Genomic DNA, 19,544 nt, shown 5'->3' on the forward strand with positions numbered 1-19,544 from the left:
GTCAACATCTCTGCAAGCTGACCCGCCGCTATCGCGAGCAAGCTCGCTCCCACAGGGGATTGAAGCTGCATGGGATGTTGGCGAGCGACTCAAAAAACGGTGGGCCTTATTCGCTCAAGGCTTGGCTGAAGGATGTGTCGATCATCCCGGCAGTGGCCAGCGGGGCCGGCAGCGCCTTGACCTTGAACAGGAAGTCCGCGGTGCTTTGCAGGTCGGCGGCGGCCTGTCGATCCACCGGGCCGACGCTAATGTGGGCCTGGCGCAACCAATGGCGTGAGACGTTCGGGTCGAGGTTGGCCTTTTTCGCCCACAAATCCGCGTATGAGTCGGTGTGGTTGTCGACCCAGGTGCGGGCTTGTTTCACGCGGCCGAGGAAGTCGGCGATGGCTTCGCGCTTGCTGTCGATGGCCGGTGTCGAAGCGGCAATGGCGCTGAGACCGGGCATGAGGTTTTTCGCCGTCAGGATCGGCCGGGCGCCGGAGAACAGGATCTGTTGCGAGATGTAGGGTTCCCACACCGGAAAGGCATCGATGCTGCCCTGGGGCAAGGCCGCCGCCGCGTCGATCGGCATCAGCTTGATGAATTCCACATGGTTCTCCGGCAAGCCGGCCTGCTCCAGGGCGCGCAGGGTCAGTTGCTGGCTCCAGGCGCCGGGCCAATAGGCGACCTTCTTGCCCTTGAGGTCGGCGATGGTCTTGACCGGTGAGTCCTTGGGCACCAACAGCGCAATGGTGTCCGGGTTCTGCCGCGAAACACCGATCAGTTTCACCGGTGCCTGTTTGGCAGCCAGGAACAGAAAACCCGAATCGCCGAGGAAACCCAGGTCCAGGTCGCCGGTATTCAGCGCCTCGGCCAGGGGCGCGGCGGCTTGGAAGTGTTTCCAGTCGACGCGGTAGGGAGCGCCCTCAAGCCCCCCCGAGGCCTCCACCGAAGCCCGCACGTTGTAGTAGTTCTGGTCGCCAACATGCAGGACCAACGGCTCACTGGCCTGGAGCCAAGGGGCGGCGAACAATGTGCTGAGGAGCAGACGGCGCAGGGATCGGGCGAACTTCATGAAGGCATTCCTGAATGAATTTCATAGAACATAACGCTCTTGTAATTCGCATTCGAAATTCTTTTAACGCATAAGCTCATAGTCACAAGCAGCCACTGTCCATGATCCAACAGTGCCGCAACAGACTGTTGCCCGGGCAACATTTCCTTGAAGCCTTCACTCCATGGCAGCACCCCGGAAACCGCCCTTTCGCCGGCCATGGCACAGAGCCTGCAATATTCCTTTCAAGCGAGATTTTCTTCCGCGCTCCGATCTTTCGGAAATAAGAACATTGCCTTCTCGCCACCTTGCTGGAGTTGCTCCATGAAACCCGATTTCCTTTTTTCACTGGCCCTCGCCAGATCCCTGATCGGTGCCTGTGCCCTGGCGTTGAGCCTGCCGACCCTGGCCCAGGCCGCAGAAAGCCCTCCGGCCGAAGTGCACCTGGATTACGCCTATTACTCGCCGGTCAGCCTGGTGCTCAAGCACTTCGGTTACCTGGAAAAGGCCCTGCCCCAGACCAAGGTCAGCTGGGTCCTGAGCCAAGGCAGTAACCGCTCCCTGGAATACCTCAACAGCGGCGGCGTCGACTTCGCTTCGTCCGCCAGCCTCGCCGCGGTGCTGAGCCGGGCCAATGGCAGCCCGATCAAGTCGGTGTATGTCTACAGCCGCGCCGAATGGACCGCCCTGGTGGTGCGCAAGGATTCACCGTACCAGACGGTCGCCGACCTCAAGGGCAAGAAAATCGCCGCCACCAAAGGCACCGATCCCTACCTGTTCACCCTGCGCAGCCTGCAACAGGCCGGGCTGAAGAAAGACGATGTGGAGCTGGTGCACTTGCAGCACCCGGATGGTCGCACCGCCTTGGAAAAAGGCGATGTCGATGCCTGGGCCGGTCTCGACCCGCACATGGCCGCCAGCGAAGTACAAGCCGGGTCGCGCCTGCTGTATCGCAACCCCGCCTTCAACAGCTACGGCGTGGTCAGCGTCACGGAGAAATATGCCCAGGAGCATCCGCAGACCATCGACACCGTGCTTGCGGCCTACGAACAGGCCCGGGCCTGGGCGGTGGAGCATCCGCAAGAGCTGGCCAAATTGCTGGCCGACGAATCCGGACTGCCGCTGGAAGTGGCCCGGTTGCAACTGTCCCGCACCGACTTGGGCAGCCCGCAGTTGAGTGCCAAGGATGTGCTGGCTTCCAAGGCTGCCGCGCCGATCCTGGTCTCGGAAGAATTGGTTCGTCGCGGGGTGAATGTGGACCAGGTGATCGATCAATTGCTCGACACCGGCCGCCAGCAGGCCGTGGCCCGTCAATAACCCTTGCCCAGGCGACAGCCGATCCGCGCCTGGCGCGGATTCGGCGTTGCCGGAGGAACGCCATGAGCAGTGACAGCAAAGACCTTTCCAGCCCCCATTTGGCCCTGCCCGCATCGGGCAAAGCGCCCCTGTTCGATCCCGACCGCTGGCGGCTGCGCCTCAAGGGGCTGGCCTTGCCGGTGCTGATCATCGTGTTCCTGGAGATCATCGTGCGCATCGGTTGGCTGCCCGCCTACCAGATGCCGGCTCCCAGCGAGATCGCCCTGACCCTCGGCGACCTGGCCGAAGGTGCGCTCTGGAAACATATCAGCGCCAGCCTGTTGCGAGTGCTGCTGGGCTTTGCCATCGGCGCCAGCCTGGCGCTGGTCTTCGCCGCCTGGGTTGGCTTGAGCCGGGAGGCCGAAGCCTATCTGGAGCCGACCTTCGCCGGCCTGCGCTCGATCCCCAGCCTGACCTGGGTGCCATTGCTCCTGCTGTGGCTGGGCATCGACGAAACCTCGAAGGTGGTGCTGATCGCCATCGGCGCGTTCTTTCCCGTGTACCTCAATGGCGTGGCAGCGATTCGCGACATCGACCGCAAGCTGGTGGAGGTCGGCCAAATGTACGGCTTCAGCCGCCGCCGTCTGGTGCGGCGGATTCTCCTGCCCGCCGCCCTGCCCGGCCTGTTCACCGGGTTGCGCGGCGGCATGAGCCTGGCCTGGATGTTCCTGGTGGCCGCCGAGCTGATCGCCGCGACCAAAGGCCTGGGCTATCTGCTCAGCGATGGCCGCGAAACCTCGCGTCCGGACATCGTGCTGGCGGCGATCATCGTGCTCGCTCTGCTGGGCAAGCTCAGCGACGGCATCCTCGCCGCCCTGGAAAAACATTTCCTGGCCTGGCGCGACACCTTTAATGGCACCGAGGAGTGAGCCATGACCCAAGCCCTGCTGGACATCCACGTCGAGCGCAAGACGTTCGCCGACACCACCGTGCTCAATCATATCCACCTGCGACTGCAACCCCGCGAAACCGTGTGCCTGCTGGGCCCCAGCGGCTGTGGCAAGAGCACCTTGCTGCGCATCGTCGCCGGTCTGGAGAAAGACTTCGAAGGGCAACTGCTCAGTCACACCGAACACCTGGCCTTTGTGTTCCAGGAACCGCGCTTGATGCCCTGGCTGACGGTGCAACAGAACATCGGGTTCAGTGATGACGACGATTACGACAAGGCCTGGGTCGCGCAGTTGATCGAGGAAGTCGGCCTCAGGGGTTTTGCCGACGCGTTGCCCAAGGCGTTGTCCGGCGGTATGGCGCAGCGGGTGGCGATTGCCCGCGGCCTGTACGCGCGACCACAGGTGCTGTTGCTGGACGAGCCCTTCAGCGCCGTGGATGCCTTCACCCGCATGAAATTGCAGGATCTGTTGCTGCAACTGGCCGAGCGGCACGGGATCGCCTTGTTGCTGGTGACTCACGATGTCGACGAGGCGCTGTACCTGAGCGACCGGGTGTTGGTGATGGACAACCGCCCCAGCCGCATTCGCCAAGCGTTGACGGTGCAACTGGACCATCCGCGAGACCGGCGCGACCCGTTGCTGGCCCGACTCAAGGCGCTGGCCCTGACCGAACTGCAGCGCGCCCATGTGATTTGATCAAGGCGCTTCACTAAGCACTTAAAAGCATTAACAAATAAACAATCAGTATTTATGGTTATAAACATAACCACGTACTCTCAGCTCATCCCGTCCCATTGGTCACGACAGTGAAGTGCCTTATGAAACCGACTGACAACGTTATCGACTTCGTCCAGTTCCGCAAACGCAAGCAGGCTCAGCAACTGGCCCGGGCCATGTGGGAAATGTACGCGCGTAATGCCGGTTACCAGGCGTTCCAGTGGGTCCAGGCGTTCCAGCCGACCAGGACGTACCAGGCGTGAGCGCCCAGGAACCCTCGCGCTTTTTGGCGAGTGCCGACGAACCCGAAGTGGATCTGAACAACCTGGAAACCTTGGATGAAGATCCGATTTGCGAACGGGTCGCGCAGAACCTGCAACGCCTTCGCGGCAAGCGCCACCTGTCCCTGGACGCCCTCGCCCGCCAGTGCGGGGTAAGCCGGGCCATGCTGGCGCAGATCGAGTCAGGACGCAGCGTGCCCTCGATCAAGGTGCTGTGCAAAATCGCCAAGGGCCTGAAGGTGTCGGTTGCCGCGTTCCTGGAACATCGGGCTTTCGAGGGGGTGGCGGTGCTGTCGGTCAGCCAGAGCAAACGCCTGGTCAGCGCCAGTGGCGCCTTCGTCAGCCGTGCCCTGTTCCCGTTCGATGTGGCACGCCAGTCGGAATTCTACGAGCTGCGCCTGAGCCCGCTGGGGGAGGAACACTCCGAAGGGCATGGGCCTGGTGTCCAGGAGAACCTGGTGGTGTCCCAGGGTGTGCTGGAGATCAGCGTCAACGACGAGCGCTACCTGCTCTCCACCGGTGACTCGATTCTGTTTTATGCCGACCAACCACACCGCTATCGCAACCCGGCCGACAGCGAAGCGGTGGCGTATCTGGTGGTCACCTACCCGGAACGCCTGGACTGACCTCGCCACGGGGCCAGTCTCAAGGACGTTGCCCGGCTGTAATCAGCAGGTGCAGCACATCATCGGCATGCCGTTGCAGCTCATCATCATCGGCATGCCGCAGTCGTTCATCATCTTCATCATCAAGGCGCAGCAGTTCTTCATCATGTCCATGTTCATGCCCGCCATCGGCATGACTTTGCACATCATGCAGTCCGCCATCACCGTGCATTCCATCACGCATTTCATCATCGGCATCGGCATGCCCATCATCGGCATTGGCATCATCATGCTCGCCATCGGCATGGCCATGCTCGCCTGGGACATGCACATCATGCTCATGTTGCCGCAGTGCATCATCATCGGCATGCCGCAGTTCATCATCATCTGCATCATGTCGGCGCTGTTCTTGAACATGGCCATGTCCATGCCGGCGGCAGGCATCATTTTGCACAGCATGCCGTCGTCCATCATTTCGCAGGTCATGGTCGCCATCATCATCGGCATGCCCATCATTGGCAACATCGGCATGTTGGCGTTCATCGGCATTGGCATCTGCATGGCGTTCATCATGGTGGTGTTCCCTGTAAGGTCGAGAGTCGGACAAGCTGATGGGGCGGATTCTAAGCATTGACCCGGACCCGACAAGATGGCGATCGAACAGCAGGAATGAACGTTCAGACAGGCTTACCGGAGCGACACGCGCCAAGTCGTCTGCTGCTGCATGCACTGCGCTTTCATTGCAGATACTTTCCAAACGACAGCTTCGATTCTTCGGTCGTGGATATGCCATCCAAACCTATATCAATAACCGTAAGAAATAATCGATCTAGATATCCCCCAGCGTTTCCCGCCACGAGGGCTCAGCCAATCAACCGGGCATACACCGGCCGGTCGATATTCCCACCGGACAGAATGACCCCCACCTTTTTCCCCTGCATCGCTTCACGCTCCTGCATGAGTGCCGCCAAGGCCGCGGCACCTGCGCCCTCGGCCAGGTTATGAGTATCGGTGTAATACACCCGCATGGCCTCGGCTATTTGCGCGTCGCTGACCGCGACGATCCGCGCCGCAGCGGTCCCATAGATGGCAAAGGCCTCGGGGATGGGTCTACGCACGGCCAAACCGTCCGCAAAGGTATTCGCCGAAGCGGTCTCACACAGTCTTCCGGTTTCAAATGACGACTTCGCCGCGACGGCCTCGGTGGACACCACGCCCACCACCTGGGTTTTCAGCCCCAAGGCATCGCGGGCGGCAATGACTGCGCAAATCCCCGACCCACAGCCTATCGGCACGTAGACCGTGTCGAGGTCCGGCACCGCCTTGAACAGCTCAAGCCCATAAGTCGCCACGCCCCTGACCAACTCCGGATGGAACGGCGGCACCAGGTAGAGCCCCTGAGCGTGGGCCAGGCGTGCTGCCTCTTCCCGGGCCTCATCGAAATCGCGGCCATGTTCGACCACTTCGCCGCCAAAGCCACGCATGGCATTGTTCTTCTCCACCGAGTTACCTTGCGGCACGACGATCAACGCTTTCAGACCCAAGGCAGTGGCCGCCAGCGCCAGGCTCTGGCCATGGTTGCCGCGCGTCGCCGTGACAATGCCTTTCGCCTCGGGATGCTCGCGCCTGAGCCAATGCACGAAGGTCAGGCCGCCGCGCACCTTGAAGGCCCCGGTCGGGGTGTGATTCTCGTGCTTGACCCACACCGTGCACCCCAACCGCTCAGCCAGCAACGGCCAGGCGTATTGGGCCGTGGCGGGCATGAATTGATAGAGATGGCGGGCAGCGTGTTCAATGTCGTCGCGGGTCAGTGTGAGCATGATTGGGCCTCCTGGTTTTGCCCAGTCTAATCAGCGCGACGGCGACGGGGCTTTCAGAAAACTGACCTGACTTTCAGGCCCGCTCTTCATTACTATGCTGTTCATGAACCCGCGAAAGCATCCACCACCGCCCCTGTCTGAACCGGTCCGTCGTATCGAGGCAGGGCCCTGGGCGATCGAATTGCTTCCCGGCTGTGCCTACGCGACTCGCTACGTCGCGCCCCAGTCGGCGATCGGTTTTGCCTTCGACAGTCAGCGCGGCCGGCACGCCATCGGCAGCGACCGCGTGTTGCCCTTCGAGGCGCTGCCCAACGGCCTGGCATTCGTTCCCGCCGGGTGCGACGTGTTCTCCGAATCCCCCCGGGGCGGTGAATACCTACGGATGGTGCGCACCGACGGCCTGGCGTTGCCGGCGAAACATGCGTTCAACAATCGTATTGACCCGCAGGCCATCACCCTCGCCTTGAGAATGCGCAGCGCACTGCTGCGTGCCACGGCAGAGGACGATTGGGAAGCCTGGGCGCTCGGGCTGGCCGAGCGAGTGAAGGACCACAAGCGGTTTTCGGCACACTCCCACGGCTCGATCACGGGCGGCCGGATGCGCCTGCTCGATGAATTCATCGACGCCGGTCTCGACGGCCCGCTGGGGGTCAAGGAAATGGCGGGGCTGCTGGGCTTGTCCGAAGGTTATTTCATGCGGGCTTTCAAGCAGGCGACTGGCAAAAGCCCACACAGCTACCTGATCGACCGACGCCTCGCCAAGGCACGGGCGCTGATGCGCGATTCAACCGCCCGACTGACCGACATCGCCCACATCTGCGGCTTCAATTCCCAGGCACACATGACCACGCTGTTCAAGCAACGCCTGGGCGCCAGCCCGGCGCAGCTGCGCGGGTATTCGAGGCCCTGAACCCCCTGGGCAATGGGTTGAGACGGGAAATGGCGCCCCAAATCAAATTGCCATCAGATGGCCTTGCAAAAACACCCTGGCCGTCTAGATTCAAACCTGTCTCCAACCAGATCTTCAACCACACCTGACAGCCCCTCGGGCGAGAGCGTCTATTGGCCTGAAAAACACACTTGGCGTTGCTTTCAATTACTGACACGGAATCAGTCATATCAACAAGAGGGATGCTTGATGAAGCATGGCCGTGGGTATCGTTCGCGCTCGCAAAAAGGACCAGCCGGACATTTCTGGCTGTCATTGGTTTGCTTTTCAGGCCTGGTGATCGCCAGCTTCCTGTTGTTCGAACAACAGATCCAGGATTTCCTGACCCATCTCAACCTGTACCTGCCCTCGACGCCCGCGCAGAAACTCAACTTGGCCTTGCTGCTGATTGCCCTGCTGGCGCTGGACGTGGTGTTGCCGGTGCCGTCGAGCATGGTCGCGCTACTGGCCGTGGCGATGCTTGGCAGCCTGGGTGGATACCTGGTGATTTTCGTCGGCCTGTGCCTGGGGGCCGGGTTGGGTTATGCGCTGGGAGCCGGTTATTTGCGCCTGCTGTCTGGTCGCCTGGGCCTGCATCAACGCCAGCCGGGGCAACTGGCCTACCGGTTGGGCACGCTGTCGTTGATCTGCCTGCGCGGCGTCCCGGTGCTGGCGGAAACCTCGGTCGTCGCCGCCGGCATGCAACGCTACCCATTGCGCGCGTTCATCCTGGTCACCACCCTGGCCAATGCCGGCCTCGCGTTGGCCTACAGTGCCATCGGCACCTTTCTCGTCGAACAGAACGCGCTGTTGGTGACCCTGCTCGCCAGCATGGTATTGCCCGGGCTGTTCATCGCCGGGTACAGCCTGTTCAAGAACATTCGCCGACGCGACACGGAGCAACCGTTGCACGGGCGCTTCAAGGTCAGCTACGACTACCCGGTGGTGTTCACCGATCATCTGTTCGACCCGCTCAATCCCTGCCTGCATCGTCAGCTCACTGCCGGACACCGCGGCCAGGTAACGGTGCTGGTGTTCGCCGATGAACAACTGCTGCACAGCGCTCCGCACCTGCTGGCACAGATCAATACCTACTTCGCCAGCCATTTTCCGGACTTGCATTTGCAGGCGCCCCCCATCGCGGTCCCGGCCGGCGAATCGAGCAAGGATTCCCAGGTGTTGCAGCAGTTGTACAGCGACATGCTGCAACATGGCCTGGACCGGCATTGCTATGTGCTGGCCCTCGGTGGCGGCGCGGTGCTCGATGCGGTGGGCTACGCCTGCGCCACCTTCCACCGCGGCATTCGCCTGATTCGCATCCCCAGCACCGTACTCGCCCAGAACGACGCCGGCATCGGTGTGAAAAACGGCATCAACGCCTTTGGCCAGAAGAACCTGCTGGGCGCCTTCTACCCCGCCACCGCGGTCATCAACGACTTTCAATTGCTGACCAGCCTGAGCCGACGCGACCAGATCGCCGGGCTGGCCGAGGCGGTGAAGGTGGCGCTGATCAAGGACCAGGCGTTTTTCCAGTGGATGGAGCAACAGGCCGACGCCCTCGCCCACTTCGATCACGCGGCCAGCCGCTACGCGATCCGCCGCTGCGCCGAACTGCACCTGGCGCACATCACCGGTGCCGGTGATCCCTTCGAACGCGGTAATGGGCGGCCATTGGACTACGGGCATTGGGCCGCCCACAAATTGGAAAACCTCAGTCACCACCGACTGCGCCATGGTGAAGCCGTCGCCGTGGGCATGGCCCTGGATGGCCTCTATGCCAATGCCCTGGGGTTGTTGAGCGACGCCGACAGCGACCGGGTGCTGCACCTGCTGCTCAAGCTCGGCTTCTGCCTGAACCCGCCGGAGTTGAACTTGAAAGATGCACAGGGACGCTCGCAGGTTCTGCTCGGGCTGGAAGAATTCCGCCAGCATCTGGGCGGGCAGCTCTCCATCCCCATGCTCAGTCGGATCGGCGAGTCGGTGGACGTGCATGAAATCGATACCGCACGAATGGAGCGGGCGCTGCAACGGCTCTGCACTCAGGCCGACCCTGCACTCGCACTGAACGAGAGCTGTGCGCAATGAACCCGTCGTCGCCGGACCTCAAGACCTGGATGACCCTCGGGCGCGTGTCCAACCTGCCCACGGTGTGGACCAACACCCTGGCCGCCGCCCTGCTCGCCAGCAGCGCAGGGGCCCTGGCACCGCCGTCGTCCCTGGTGTGGCTCCTGCTGCTGGCGGCGCTGTCGCTGCTGTACCTGGCCGGCATGCTGTTGAATGACCTGCTGGACGCCGACTGGGACCAACGCCACCACAATCCGCGCCCTATCACCCTGGGCCTGGTCAGCCGCCAGCAAGTGCGGTTGGCCACGGCGCTGCTACTGGTGCTGGCCGCGGCCGCGCTGCTGGGCCTGAGCCGGTTGATCGAACAACCGCACTGGCTGCTGGGCAGCGCCACGCTGTTGGTGGGTTGCATCCTCGGTTACAACCTGCTGCACAAGAAATACGCCCACAGCGTCTGGCTGATGGGGGCCTGTCGCTCGGCGCTCTACCTCACCGCGGCGGCCAGCCTGGCGATGCCCCCCGAACCGATCTGGTTCTGCGCCCTGTTGCTCGGCGTCTACATCAGCGGCCTGACCTACCTGGCCCGCCAGGAACACCGCAATCAACTGATCAGCCGTCTCCCGCTGCTGCTGATGTTGAGCCCACTGGCGTTGGCGATCTACACAGACAACGCCTGGTTCTGGCCAGTCCTGCTGATATGGCTTGGCTGGTTGGGCTGGCACTACTGGCGCAACCTGGCCAACCCGCGGCAACGGCAGGTCCGCGCCTTTATCGGTGCGGGCCTGGCCGCCCTGCCGTTGTTCGATGCCCTGGTGCTGGCCGTCGCCAACCAGCCGCTGGGCAGCCTGTTATGTGTCCTGGTGTTTTTCCTGCTTCCTCATTTCCAACGCTGGATCAAACCCACATGAACACGGACGTTACAGCATCGGCAGCCCTCGACATGCGCCAGGACTGCCTGAACGAACAACGCCGGCATTTCATCCAGTCACTCGATGAAACCGAACGGCAATGGTGGCTCTCGGCGCAGACGCAACTTGCCCAACGCCCGGACGCCAACACCGCGGCGCTCCTGAGCGGCCAGTGCAAGCGCCACCTCAAGGAGCGTGCCCAGCCCGGCACCGACGGCTGGAGCAATGTCCAACTGGCGCGGGCATTGCTGCTGGCCCAGGTCCTGGAACTGCAACCCGGCGCCGGGCAAGTGCCCTTGCTGCGCCAGTTGTTCCTGTGGGGCGACGACCAGGAAAAGATCGCCACCTTGAAAGCCCTCGACTGGCTCGACAGCGGTGGCCTCTGCGTCGGGCTAGCACTTCAGGCCGGGCGTACCAGCAACAGCCAGGTGTTTGCCGCCCTCGCCCTGGACACCGCCTACCCATCGCGTCACTACGACGAACGGGCCTTCAACCAACTGGTGTTGAAAGCCCTGGGCATGGGCCTCGATGTAGGGCGCCTGGTCGGCCTGACGCAACGACAAGGCGTCACGCTCAACCAATTGGCCCTCGACCTGCTGGACGAACAACTCGCCGCCGAACGCACGGTGTCCGCCGGACTGCCCCACGTGATTGCCTTTGCCTTGCTGAGCCCGGCGCAACGTCAGCGCCTGGCCGGGCTGGCCCGGCAACAACGCTTGCCTCCGCCATGGCAGGCGCACCTGGGCGGCACCTTGCCGAACTGATACCCGCTCCTCCCCTGCCTTTTTGACGAGGATTCACCATGCTCAAGTACTTCGACCCGCATATCCATATGGTCAGCCGCACCACCGACGACTACCAGAACATGGCGGCCGCCGGCATCACCGGCGTGATCGAACCGGCCTTCTGGCAGGGCCAGGCCAGGACCAGCGTCGGCAGCTTCATCGACTACTTCGACACGCTGTTGGGCTGGGAGCGTTTTCGCGCCAGCATGTTCGGCATCCATCACTTCTGCACCATCGGCCTGAACCCCAAGGAAGCCAACGACCTGTCGGTGGCCAATGAAGTGCTGGAGATCCTGCCACGCTACCTGGTGAAAGATGGCGTGGTGGCGGTGGGTGAAATCGGCTACGACGACATCACCCCGGAAGAGGATCGCTTTCTCGCCGCCCAATTGGAGCTGGCCAAACAATTCAACCTGCCGGTGCTGGTGCACACCCCGCACCGCGACAAGATCGGTGGCACCAAGCGCACACTCGCGGTCATTCGCGAGGTCGGCATTGCCGAACACCTGGTGATCATCGACCACCTCAACGAACTGACCCTGCCCCTGGTGCTCGACAGCGATTGCTGGCGCGGCCACTCCATCTACCCCAACACCAAGATGTCGGAACAGCGCATGGTCGCGCTGCTGCAGCAGTACGGCACAGAAAAAATGGTGGTCAACAGCGCTGCCGACTGGGGCATCAGCGACCCACTCAAAGTGCCCAAGACCGGCCAGGCGATGCTGGCCGCCGGCTTCAGTGAAGCCCAGGTCGAACAGGTGCTGTTCCACAACCCGGTGGACTTTTTTGCCCAGAGCGGCCAGCTGGACAAAACCCTGGTCAGCACGCCCCTGCCCATCGACCAGCGGCGACAGTGGCAAGACAACTCTGCCTTGCGGGGCCAGGAGCCGGTGATCAAATGAGTGCCCACACGGGTTGGACGGCCATGCAGATCGGCTATTGCAGCAACGTGCACCCGACCCATGACCTGGGCGGGCTGCGCGCTTCCATCGAACGGTATTTCCAGACCGTCCGTACACTGCGCGGGCTCGACACCCAAGACAGTGGATTGTGGATCAGCGCCGTCGCCGCCGCCGAGCTCCAACAGGCGTCCGCCCGTGCGGATTTCCTCGACCTGCTGCAACGCAACGGACTTCGCCTGACCTCACTCAACGGTTTCCCCTACGGCCAATTTCACCAGGGCGCGGTGAAAGCTGACGTCTACCTGCCCAGTTGGGCCGATCCGCAGCGGCTGGCGTACAGCCTGGACCTGGCTCGATTGCTCGCCCAGGCCCTGCCAGCCGACTGTGCCCAGGGGGTGATCTCCAGCCTGCCGCTAGGCTATGCCGCCCACTGGAGCCCGACGTTGCAGCAACGTGCCGAGCAGCAACTGCGCGAGCTCACCGCCGCGCTGGCCCGGTTGCAACGGGAGACGGGCAAGAAGATCGTGATCTGCCTGGAAATGGAGCCCGATTGCGTGCTGGAAAACACCGACCAGGCCATCGCCTTCTTTCGTCACTGGCAAGCCACGGACCCGCACCATGAACACCTGGCGCTGTGTTTTGACGTCTGCCATCAGGCCGTGATGTTCGAAGACTGCTATCAGTCACTGGACCGATTGCGTCGGGCCCGGGTCCCCATCGGCAAGATCCAGCTATCCAATGCGCTGATTTGCCGCCTGCCTGAGGATGCGCAGCGGCGCGAACAGGTGCTCAAGACATTGGGCGGTTTTGCCGAACCCACCTACCTGCACCAAGTCAAAGCCCGCGCTGGACAGGACCGGTTATCAGCCTGGGCCGACCTTCCCGCGGCCCTGTACGAGTGTGAGCAGGACGGCCACGCCCCTCCCGAGCTGAGGATCCACTTCCACATTCCGTTGTTCAGCGAACACCTGCTGTTGCCCGAACTCAGCGGCAGCCAGGTCGCCCTTACACAGACCTTCGATTTTCTGGCCGACCATGGAGATTTTCGCCCGGTACTGGAAGTGGAAACCTACAGCTGGGGCGTCCTGCCCAGCCAGTTGCGACCCACCACCGAGCACGCCCAACTCCAGGGCATCGCGGCGGAGTTGCACTGGGTCGAGGATCAGTTGCAGCAGCGCCAGTTGCTGCAACCCCAAGCGCTGGAGGCCTGTGCCGATGTCCTCTGAGCCTGCGCGCCAGCCGTTGCTGCTGATCAACGTGGTCGGCCTGACGCCCGCACTGTTGGGGGCCGCGACGCCCTGCATCAATGCCCTGTTGAAAACGGCCAGGATGGCCACGCTGCAACCGGTGTTCCCGGCGGTCACCTCCACGGTGCAAGCCTCGATCCTCACGGGCCAGCCACCGTCGGAGCACGGCATCGTCGGCAACGGCTGGTATTTCCGCGATCAGGCCGAAGTGCGTTTCTGGCTGCAACCCAACGCACTGATCCAGGGGGAAAAAGTCTGGCAGACACTCAAGCGCCAGTACCCCGGGTTTCGCTGCAGCCAGTTGTTCTGGTGGTACAACATGTATGCGGACGTGGACGCCGCCATTACCCCGCGGCCGCATTACCCGGCCGATGGCCGCAAGATGTTCGGCCTGTATTCTGCGCCGGCCTCGTTGCACGAGCGTATCGAACAGCAGATCGGCGAATTCCCCTTTCCAAGCTTCTGGGGCCCGGCGGCCGGCATCGCCTCGAGCCGCTGGATCGTCGACTGCGCCATCGCCGAATTCCAGCTCGACCGCCCCGACCTGCAGTTGATCTACCTGCCCCATCTCGACTACAGCCTGCAACGCCTGGGCCCCGATCATCCGTCGATTGCCGACGAGGTGCGCGCCATCGACAGCGAAGTCGGGCGTCTGCTGGACTTTGCCCAAGCACAGGGCGCGGCGGTGATGCTGCTGTCCGAATACGGGATCGAAGCCGTCACCCAATCCGTTTCCATCAACCGGTTGCTACGCGCCGAAGGCTTGTTGCAGGTCCGCCAATCGCTGACCTGGGAGTTGCTCGATCCCGGTGCCAGCGCGGCATTTGCCGTGGCCGACCATCAGGTCGCGCACATCTACGTGAAGCAGGCGCGCGACATCCCTCGCGTCAAGGCGCTGTTGCAGCGCCAGGCCGGCATCGAGCAGGTGCTGGATAAAACCGAACAACGGGCCTGGCACCTGGATCATCCGCGCAGCGGCGAGCTGGTGGCCGTGGCCGCCGCCGGTTGCTGGTTCGATTACTACTACTGGTTCGACGACCGCAAGGCCCCCGACTTTGCCCGCACCGTGGACATCCATCGCAAGCCAGGCTACGACCCGCTCGAGCTGTTCATCGACCCGGCCATTCGCTTCCCGAAATTGAAAGTGGCGCGCCGCCTGCTCCAGAAAAAACTCGGCTTTCGCTACTACATGGACCTGATACCACTGGACACCCGCCTGGTCCGCGGCAGCCACGGACGACTGCCCGCGAGCGAGAAGACCGGCCCGCTGCTCATCACCAATTGTGATCTGTCGTTGCCGCAGCACCTTGCGGCCACGGCGGTGAAGCAACTGCTCCTGGAACACTTCCGGGGGCACCCTCATGCCGATACGGCGAATGCCAAGGAGCTTCCATGCGGCGAGCCATTTCCATAACCGTTCTCGGTGCCCTGGCCGGTTTGGCCCAGGCACAGGACACCAACAACTTCGATTGCAGCAACTTCCTGCAGTTTGGAGCAGACATCAACAAGACCCGGACCGCGTTTGCCCAGAGTCCCGAGACCATGGCCTGGAACTGGTTCGTCTGTTTGAACCAACCCAGCACCGCGCAAAGCAGCAATCTCGTGTGGGAGACGATGAAGCCTTCGGACCAGGTCTACCTGCCCAACGGCGCACCACCGGGCACCTATGACAGCTCAGCGCCGCTCCCGGCCGCGGTGGTGACGCAAGCCAAGGCACAGGGCATGGACCTGTCCCGATCCTTTCATAACATCAATGCCACCCAACAGGTCGATGGCCTGATCCTGCAAATGGGGGGTGCCGTGCCCGATGCCCAACAAGGCCAGCCCGTACGCTTTCAGTTACTGATGGGCAAGGACACGTTCGATTACATCGTGAAGAAGCAGGTCTACAACGTGAATGGCCAGGCCGCCCTGGCCAACGACCTGAACTTTCCACCCACCGCCTGGGAGTTGAAAGCCGCGTGGCTGTGGATCGGCACGGACACGACCTACCGACAAACCCTGGTGAACGACGGCTACTACATTGCCCAGGCCTACTACCAGCAGGACGACGGTACCTACCAGGTCGGCTATGTGGCATTGAGCGGTCTGCATGTCGTCAACAAACTGAACGCCAACTGGGTCTGGACCACCTTCGAAAACATCAACAACAGCAAGTACACCGTAACCAATGCCCCGACGCCGGCGCCGATGACCAACACCACCGGGCCGACTGCGGCCGCCAAGCCGGTCAATGCCAGCTTCCAGGCCAATAATCGGAGCCTGTCGAAGTACGAGTTGATCGGGGTCGAGTTCCAACCCATCACCCAGGTACTGGCCAATTCGCAACTGGAATCGGCGTTCCAGAACACCTCCTCCTGCCTGGCCTGCCACGGCACCGCCGCCTACTCGAACGACAACGGCTACTTCAATTTCGCTCTGAACCAGGGGGGCGGCATCGTCTATCCCACCACCCCGCTGCCGCCCTCGGCATTCGATGGCTACAAAAAACTGGACTTTGTCTGGTCGCTGAAACGCGCCCAGTGGCAACGCTAAGGAGCATGACATGAGCGTATTGAATTTCCCCCGTATCTACCTCAACGGCCATATGTTCTGGAACCCACCGACGGCCAACAATAACGACGTATATCCGCTGTATGACGCGGTCAACGCGGACATCAACTGGCCGTTCATGAGCCACTTCGGCATCAACGCCACGAACGCCCCCACCCAGTTGATGCCCTGGGCCATCAAGCCCCTGGCAAAGAATGAGCTGCCGCTCTATATGCTGCAGGTACCGACCAATGCCAACCCGAAAACCTACCCATACATGCCCGCCGAATGGGATCTGTTTGGTGACAATGCCTGCGGCACGGTGAGCTACAAAGGGACTCGCTCAACGATCATTGGCGGCGAGCTGCAGGCCGACACCTACATCACCCAGGATGCGCTGGTTGGCAGGGACTACCAATTGCTCGGCAATCCCTTTGGCAGCAACGCTCCGACTGCCGCGCGCTTCGTGGACGTCAGCCCGTGGCAGAACACCTTCACCGCGTTGTATTTCGACAAGCTGATGCTGGGGGATGCCACGTGTGGCCTGACCCTCAATCGCCAGTATCGGATGATGGATCGCTTCCTCAATTTCAATTGGGGCGCCTTCGGTGGCCTGGTGTATGTCACCACCACCTGGCAGACCTGCTTTCCCCAGGAGAACCTGGAATGGGTCATCGGCGATTCGGCGCTGCTGAGTAACCTGCAGCAGCAGATGAAGCTGAAAGGGGCAAAGGGCCTGATGTTCAGGTTCTCCACCTACCTGACCTGCTACGACAGGAACGGTGTTTTCAACGACTTCCCGTACGTCAACACCCGTTCCCATGCCCCCTCGGATACGGCTCGTCTGCAAGCGATGTATCAGAAGGGCCTGGACAACGTTTCCGGTATTTTCTTCAATCCCGCCTACAGCCGCACCGCCGCGACCCTGGGCCTCTGGTTCGCCGACGAATACCCGACCGCGCCCGCCGGCCTGCGCCTGGTGCCCGCGCAGGCCGTATCTGTTGTTCAACCCAGTGGAACGCCCCAAAACGCCACACTGGGCGTGACCTCGGTGCAGATTACCGGCAACACCCTGTCGCTGGATCTGGCCAACACGTTCCCGTTCTATCCGGTAGAGCCCAATGCCCCCATCCTGACCGCCGAAAAATTCCAGGCCGGCGACTACCAACTGGGTGTACGCGAGGGTGATCAATTCACGCCGGTAGTGGACTTGGGTTTCGACCGGTATAACCAGGCAGCCTTCGACAAACGCTCCGGCCTGCAGGACTTCACGCTCAGCGACGCGGACCTGACGAAACTACAATCAGGTCATCCATTGGAGCTGCGACTCAAAGCTACGGCCGCCCCGACACCCGTGATCGCCGCCACCCAGCAAACCTGGACCGCCGAAGTGGTGGAGAGCGGCAGTTTCATTGACGTGGGTGACCATAAGACACTGACCATCATGGTGCAGAAAAATGGTCAGCCGGCGGCCAATACCACGCTGTGGGTGGCGGAATATGGCAACCCCTACATGGTGACCACCAGCGACTACTATCTGGCCTCCAGCAATGCGGCCAATTTCACGCTGTTCTTCGACCACCCGAACCACCCCGAGCTGAACAAGGCCAATCTGCCGAACTTCACTAACGCGCCGCCCGTACAAAACTATCTGGCCGAAGGCAGCGGCCGCCGACTGACCGCGCTGCGCAATACGGATGAGTCCAGTGGAGACCAGATCGGTTATCAGCAATTCCTGCAGGGCGAGGGCAAACCGGTCACGATCGACTTGCACCCTTGCCTGGCATTCGACGCTGGCCTCTACGTCACCGGAACCCTGCACGACGACATCCACGCCACTCCGGTGGAGTACTCTTATGTCACCACGACCACCGACGCCAACGGCATCGCCCAAGTGAGCTTCAGGGCCGTGGCTCCGGGCTTCCCGACCTTGCGTTTTTTCGTCAAGGACGGCGACAGCGATCCGGTCATCCCCTTCAGCTTCCCCGTTCCCCAAGCCTATATCGACTTCCTCGCCCCGCTCCGCGTCCTGCCCTTGGACGTGCAACTGCAACAGGACTTCATCAACTACTGGAACACCGTCTACAAGGATCAGAACGCCGCCACGCAGCTGTGGGAGGGCTTCCTCTACCCACGCATCCTGCAGACCTTCTATTACCTGTACCCCATCATGAACAAGTACATGCCGCTCAACTCCCAGGCACGCGTCGAAGGCGCCATCGACCAGTTGATTGTGCTGATCAGCAAGCCCTACCAGGAAGAAAGCACGCTCTCGATGCCCATCACCCGTGACATGTCCCAGAGCCGCCGCGCGGTATTGGAGCTGTGGGCCAAGAAGCTGGTGAAGCGCAACTATCCGCCACAACAACTCAAGATGAGCGACTACGACAACCTCTGACCGTAACGCTGTTCACCCAGGAAAGATAAACCACTGTGGGAGCGAGCTTGTGGATCTGAGCTTGTGTGGGAGCTCAGCTCCCACACAAGCTCGGCTTCCACAGGCTCGCCCACAGTGTCACCCGGTACTTTTCAAAGGAATGACCTATGAAAACCAGTATCTTGAACCGGCTGTTGCTGTTGATCCTGCTGTCCAGCGCTCCGCTGTTCGCCCAGGACAGCGGTGCCGTCTACTTCACCATGGGCGTGCACAACACCGAGGGGTGCAACGAACAGAACGGCAACTGCATCGCCAAACGCGCCCCGGGCGACCCTTCCGATCCGTTCTTCCCGGCATTCTGGATCAGCGATTGGACCATGTACCGGGTGATGCACAACTACGAAAAAAACCCGCCGCCCTACAGCAATCCGCCCTCCACCCTGACCCCGGCGGACTACACCGTCTCCCGAGGCACCAGCTACTACGACACCGCCTATATCCCGGCCGATGGCGACGGCTTCGGGGCGATGATGGAGCACTATGAGAAGTACTGCCTGCCGATCTTCCCGATCAAGAACAACAACTACACCTGCTCCTTCGTATCCCTGGGCAACAAGGCGTACTTCCTGACCTACCCGCAGGATCGCCCCAAGGACATGCCGGCCTGCTGCATGTTCTCGCCGATGAATCATCCGCCGCGCCAAGACTTCATCCAGCACCTGCCCTACAGCGCCGAGCGCAGCCAAAACCTCGACGCCAGCGTGCAGGCCTACGCGCTGGACCTGCAATCGCCACAGGGGCCGATCCTGTTCGGTTATGCCTTCTACAAAAAGATGTCGGGACAACCGCCCTACCGGCAGCCCCAATCGTTCTTTTTCTCCGGCGACACCAGCGTCGCCAATGCCCCCATCGTCAGCCAGAACTACACCCATTTCCGCATCGCCAGACCGGACCCTGCCCAGACCTGGGCGCAGGTGGCCGCGATGTGCCCGGCGAATCCACCGCCCTGCCAGTTGTTCGAGCCACCGGCGTCCCAGAGCAACGGGCAAAAGGCGCAGTGGAACAAGCTCATGCAGCGCAAACCCTGAGCAATGACGGA

The 19,544-nt window shown here is 61.9% G+C and carries 18 protein-coding genes; 15 read left to right on the forward strand and 3 right to left on the reverse strand.

From position 1 onward, the window contains the following. Nucleotides 1–106: 106 nt before the first annotated feature. Nucleotides 107–1,054: an ABC transporter substrate-binding protein gene (locus BLU85_RS00005; RefSeq protein ID WP_092204366.1), complete on the reverse strand. Its 948-nt coding sequence runs from the start codon at nt 1,052–1,054 to the stop codon at nt 107–109. Between the two features lie 303 nt (nt 1,055–1,357). On the opposite strand from BLU85_RS00005, the gene BLU85_RS00015 reads away from it, so the two are divergent. The 5 genes from BLU85_RS00015 (at nt 1,358) to BLU85_RS00030 (ending at nt 4,903) form a co-directional block, all read left to right on the forward strand. Next, entirely contained in the window at nt 1,358–2,350 is a 993-nt protein-coding gene (locus BLU85_RS00015; protein WP_092204364.1) for an aliphatic sulfonate ABC transporter substrate-binding protein, read from the forward strand. Between the two features lie 62 nt (nt 2,351–2,412). After that, complete coding sequence (locus tag BLU85_RS00020; RefSeq protein ID WP_092204363.1) at nt 2,413–3,258, forward strand: ABC transporter permease; 846 nt, start codon at nt 2,413–2,415, stop codon at nt 3,256–3,258. Between the two features lie 3 nt (nt 3,259–3,261). Next, nucleotides 3,262–3,975 (forward strand): ABC transporter ATP-binding protein, encoded by a 714-nt coding sequence (locus BLU85_RS00025; RefSeq protein WP_092204362.1) that lies wholly within the window; start codon nt 3,262–3,264, stop codon nt 3,973–3,975. Between the two features lie 122 nt (nt 3,976–4,097). Further along, the gene (locus BLU85_RS31035; RefSeq protein ID WP_170847644.1) at nt 4,098–4,259 is read left to right on the forward strand and encodes a hypothetical protein; all 162 of its coding nucleotides are present in this window, start codon (nt 4,098–4,100) and stop codon (nt 4,257–4,259) included. Between the two features lie 53 nt (nt 4,260–4,312). Next, on the forward strand, nt 4,313–4,903 hold the full coding sequence (locus BLU85_RS00030) for a helix-turn-helix domain-containing protein (RefSeq protein ID WP_371128518.1): 591 nt from the start codon (nt 4,313–4,315) through the stop codon (nt 4,901–4,903). A 42-nt stretch (nt 4,904–4,945) separates the two neighbouring features. On the opposite strand, the gene BLU85_RS00035 is transcribed toward BLU85_RS00030, so the two are convergent. After that, nucleotides 4,946–5,455, reverse strand: coding sequence for a hypothetical protein (locus tag BLU85_RS00035; protein WP_170847643.1), 510 nt, complete (start codon nt 5,453–5,455; stop codon nt 4,946–4,948). Nucleotides 5,456–5,745: 290 nt separating this feature from the next. Further along, the gene (locus BLU85_RS00040) at nt 5,746–6,702 is read right to left on the reverse strand and encodes a threonine dehydratase (RefSeq protein WP_092204360.1); all 957 of its coding nucleotides are present in this window, start codon (nt 6,700–6,702) and stop codon (nt 5,746–5,748) included. A gap of 94 nt (nt 6,703–6,796) precedes the next feature. On the opposite strand from BLU85_RS00040, the gene BLU85_RS00045 reads away from it, so the two are divergent. The 10 genes from BLU85_RS00045 (at nt 6,797) to BLU85_RS00090 (ending at nt 19,533) form a co-directional block, all read left to right on the forward strand. Next, a complete protein-coding gene (locus tag BLU85_RS00045) occupies nt 6,797–7,612 on the forward strand; it encodes a helix-turn-helix transcriptional regulator (protein ID WP_092204359.1) in 816 nt (271 codons plus the stop codon). Nucleotides 7,613–7,840: 228 nt separating this feature from the next. After that, entirely contained in the window at nt 7,841–9,715 is a 1,875-nt protein-coding gene (locus tag BLU85_RS00050) for a 3-dehydroquinate synthase (protein WP_092204358.1), read from the forward strand. Further along, nucleotides 9,712–10,602 carry a UbiA family prenyltransferase gene (locus BLU85_RS00055; RefSeq protein WP_092204357.1) on the forward strand — a complete coding sequence of 297 codons (891 nt, stop codon included), beginning with the start codon at nt 9,712–9,714 and terminating at the stop codon, nt 10,600–10,602. The genes BLU85_RS00050 and BLU85_RS00055 overlap by 4 nt, the downstream gene beginning before the upstream one ends. After that, the gene (locus BLU85_RS00060; protein ID WP_092204356.1) at nt 10,599–11,366 is read left to right on the forward strand and encodes an EboA domain-containing protein; all 768 of its coding nucleotides are present in this window, start codon (nt 10,599–10,601) and stop codon (nt 11,364–11,366) included. Before BLU85_RS00055 ends, BLU85_RS00060 begins: the two co-directional genes overlap by 4 nt. Before the next feature lie 38 nt (nt 11,367–11,404). Further along, on the forward strand, nt 11,405–12,289 hold the full coding sequence (locus BLU85_RS00065; RefSeq protein ID WP_060741816.1) for a TatD family hydrolase: 885 nt from the start codon (nt 11,405–11,407) through the stop codon (nt 12,287–12,289). Further along, entirely contained in the window at nt 12,286–13,515 is a 1,230-nt protein-coding gene (eboE, locus tag BLU85_RS00070; protein ID WP_092204355.1) for a metabolite traffic protein EboE, read from the forward strand. The genes BLU85_RS00065 and eboE overlap by 4 nt, the downstream gene beginning before the upstream one ends. After that, the gene (locus BLU85_RS00075) at nt 13,505–14,950 is read left to right on the forward strand and encodes an alkaline phosphatase family protein (protein ID WP_092204354.1); all 1,446 of its coding nucleotides are present in this window, start codon (nt 13,505–13,507) and stop codon (nt 14,948–14,950) included. Before eboE ends, BLU85_RS00075 begins: the two co-directional genes overlap by 11 nt. After that, a complete protein-coding gene (locus BLU85_RS00080) occupies nt 14,929–16,071 on the forward strand; it encodes a hypothetical protein (protein WP_092204353.1) in 1,143 nt (380 codons plus the stop codon). Before BLU85_RS00075 ends, BLU85_RS00080 begins: the two co-directional genes overlap by 22 nt. 10 nt (nt 16,072–16,081) lie before the next feature. Beyond that, the gene (locus BLU85_RS00085; RefSeq protein WP_092204352.1) at nt 16,082–18,466 is read left to right on the forward strand and encodes a hypothetical protein; all 2,385 of its coding nucleotides are present in this window, start codon (nt 16,082–16,084) and stop codon (nt 18,464–18,466) included. Nucleotides 18,467–18,612: 146 nt separating this feature from the next. Next, on the forward strand, nt 18,613–19,533 hold the full coding sequence (locus tag BLU85_RS00090) for a hypothetical protein (protein WP_092204351.1): 921 nt from the start codon (nt 18,613–18,615) through the stop codon (nt 19,531–19,533). Nucleotides 19,534–19,544: the final 11 nt, after the last annotated feature.

The organism is Pseudomonas sp. NFACC14 (assembly GCF_900106885.1).
GTDB lineage: Bacteria > Pseudomonadota > Gammaproteobacteria > Pseudomonadales > Pseudomonadaceae > Aquipseudomonas > Aquipseudomonas fluorescens_AA.

Coding starts and splice junctions, on each gene's coding strand:
- BLU85_RS00005 (WP_092204366.1), bottom strand. CDS start 1,054: ATGAAGTTCGCCCGATCCCTGCGCCGTCTGCTCCTCAGCACATTGTTC.
- BLU85_RS00015 (WP_092204364.1), top strand. CDS start 1,358: ATGAAACCCGATTTCCTTTTTTCACTGGCCCTCGCCAGATCCCTGATC.
- BLU85_RS00020 (WP_092204363.1), top strand. CDS start 2,413: ATGAGCAGTGACAGCAAAGACCTTTCCAGCCCCCATTTGGCCCTGCCC.
- BLU85_RS00025 (WP_092204362.1), top strand. CDS start 3,262: ATGACCCAAGCCCTGCTGGACATCCACGTCGAGCGCAAGACGTTCGCC.
- BLU85_RS31035 (WP_170847644.1), top strand. CDS start 4,098: ATGAAACCGACTGACAACGTTATCGACTTCGTCCAGTTCCGCAAACGC.
- BLU85_RS00035 (WP_170847643.1), bottom strand. CDS start 5,455: ATGATGAACGCCATGCAGATGCCAATGCCGATGAACGCCAACATGCCG.
- BLU85_RS00040 (WP_092204360.1), bottom strand. CDS start 6,702: ATGCTCACACTGACCCGCGACGACATTGAACACGCTGCCCGCCATCTC.
- BLU85_RS00045 (WP_092204359.1), top strand. CDS start 6,797: ATGCTGTTCATGAACCCGCGAAAGCATCCACCACCGCCCCTGTCTGAA.
- BLU85_RS00050 (WP_092204358.1), top strand. CDS start 7,841: ATGAAGCATGGCCGTGGGTATCGTTCGCGCTCGCAAAAAGGACCAGCC.
- BLU85_RS00055 (WP_092204357.1), top strand. CDS start 9,712: ATGAACCCGTCGTCGCCGGACCTCAAGACCTGGATGACCCTCGGGCGC.
- BLU85_RS00060 (WP_092204356.1), top strand. CDS start 10,599: ATGAACACGGACGTTACAGCATCGGCAGCCCTCGACATGCGCCAGGAC.
- BLU85_RS00065 (WP_060741816.1), top strand. CDS start 11,405: ATGCTCAAGTACTTCGACCCGCATATCCATATGGTCAGCCGCACCACC.
- eboE (WP_092204355.1), top strand. CDS start 12,286: ATGAGTGCCCACACGGGTTGGACGGCCATGCAGATCGGCTATTGCAGC.
- BLU85_RS00075 (WP_092204354.1), top strand. CDS start 13,505: ATGTCCTCTGAGCCTGCGCGCCAGCCGTTGCTGCTGATCAACGTGGTC.
- BLU85_RS00080 (WP_092204353.1), top strand. CDS start 14,929: ATGCGGCGAGCCATTTCCATAACCGTTCTCGGTGCCCTGGCCGGTTTG.
- BLU85_RS00085 (WP_092204352.1), top strand. CDS start 16,082: ATGAGCGTATTGAATTTCCCCCGTATCTACCTCAACGGCCATATGTTC.
- BLU85_RS00090 (WP_092204351.1), top strand. CDS start 18,613: ATGAAAACCAGTATCTTGAACCGGCTGTTGCTGTTGATCCTGCTGTCC.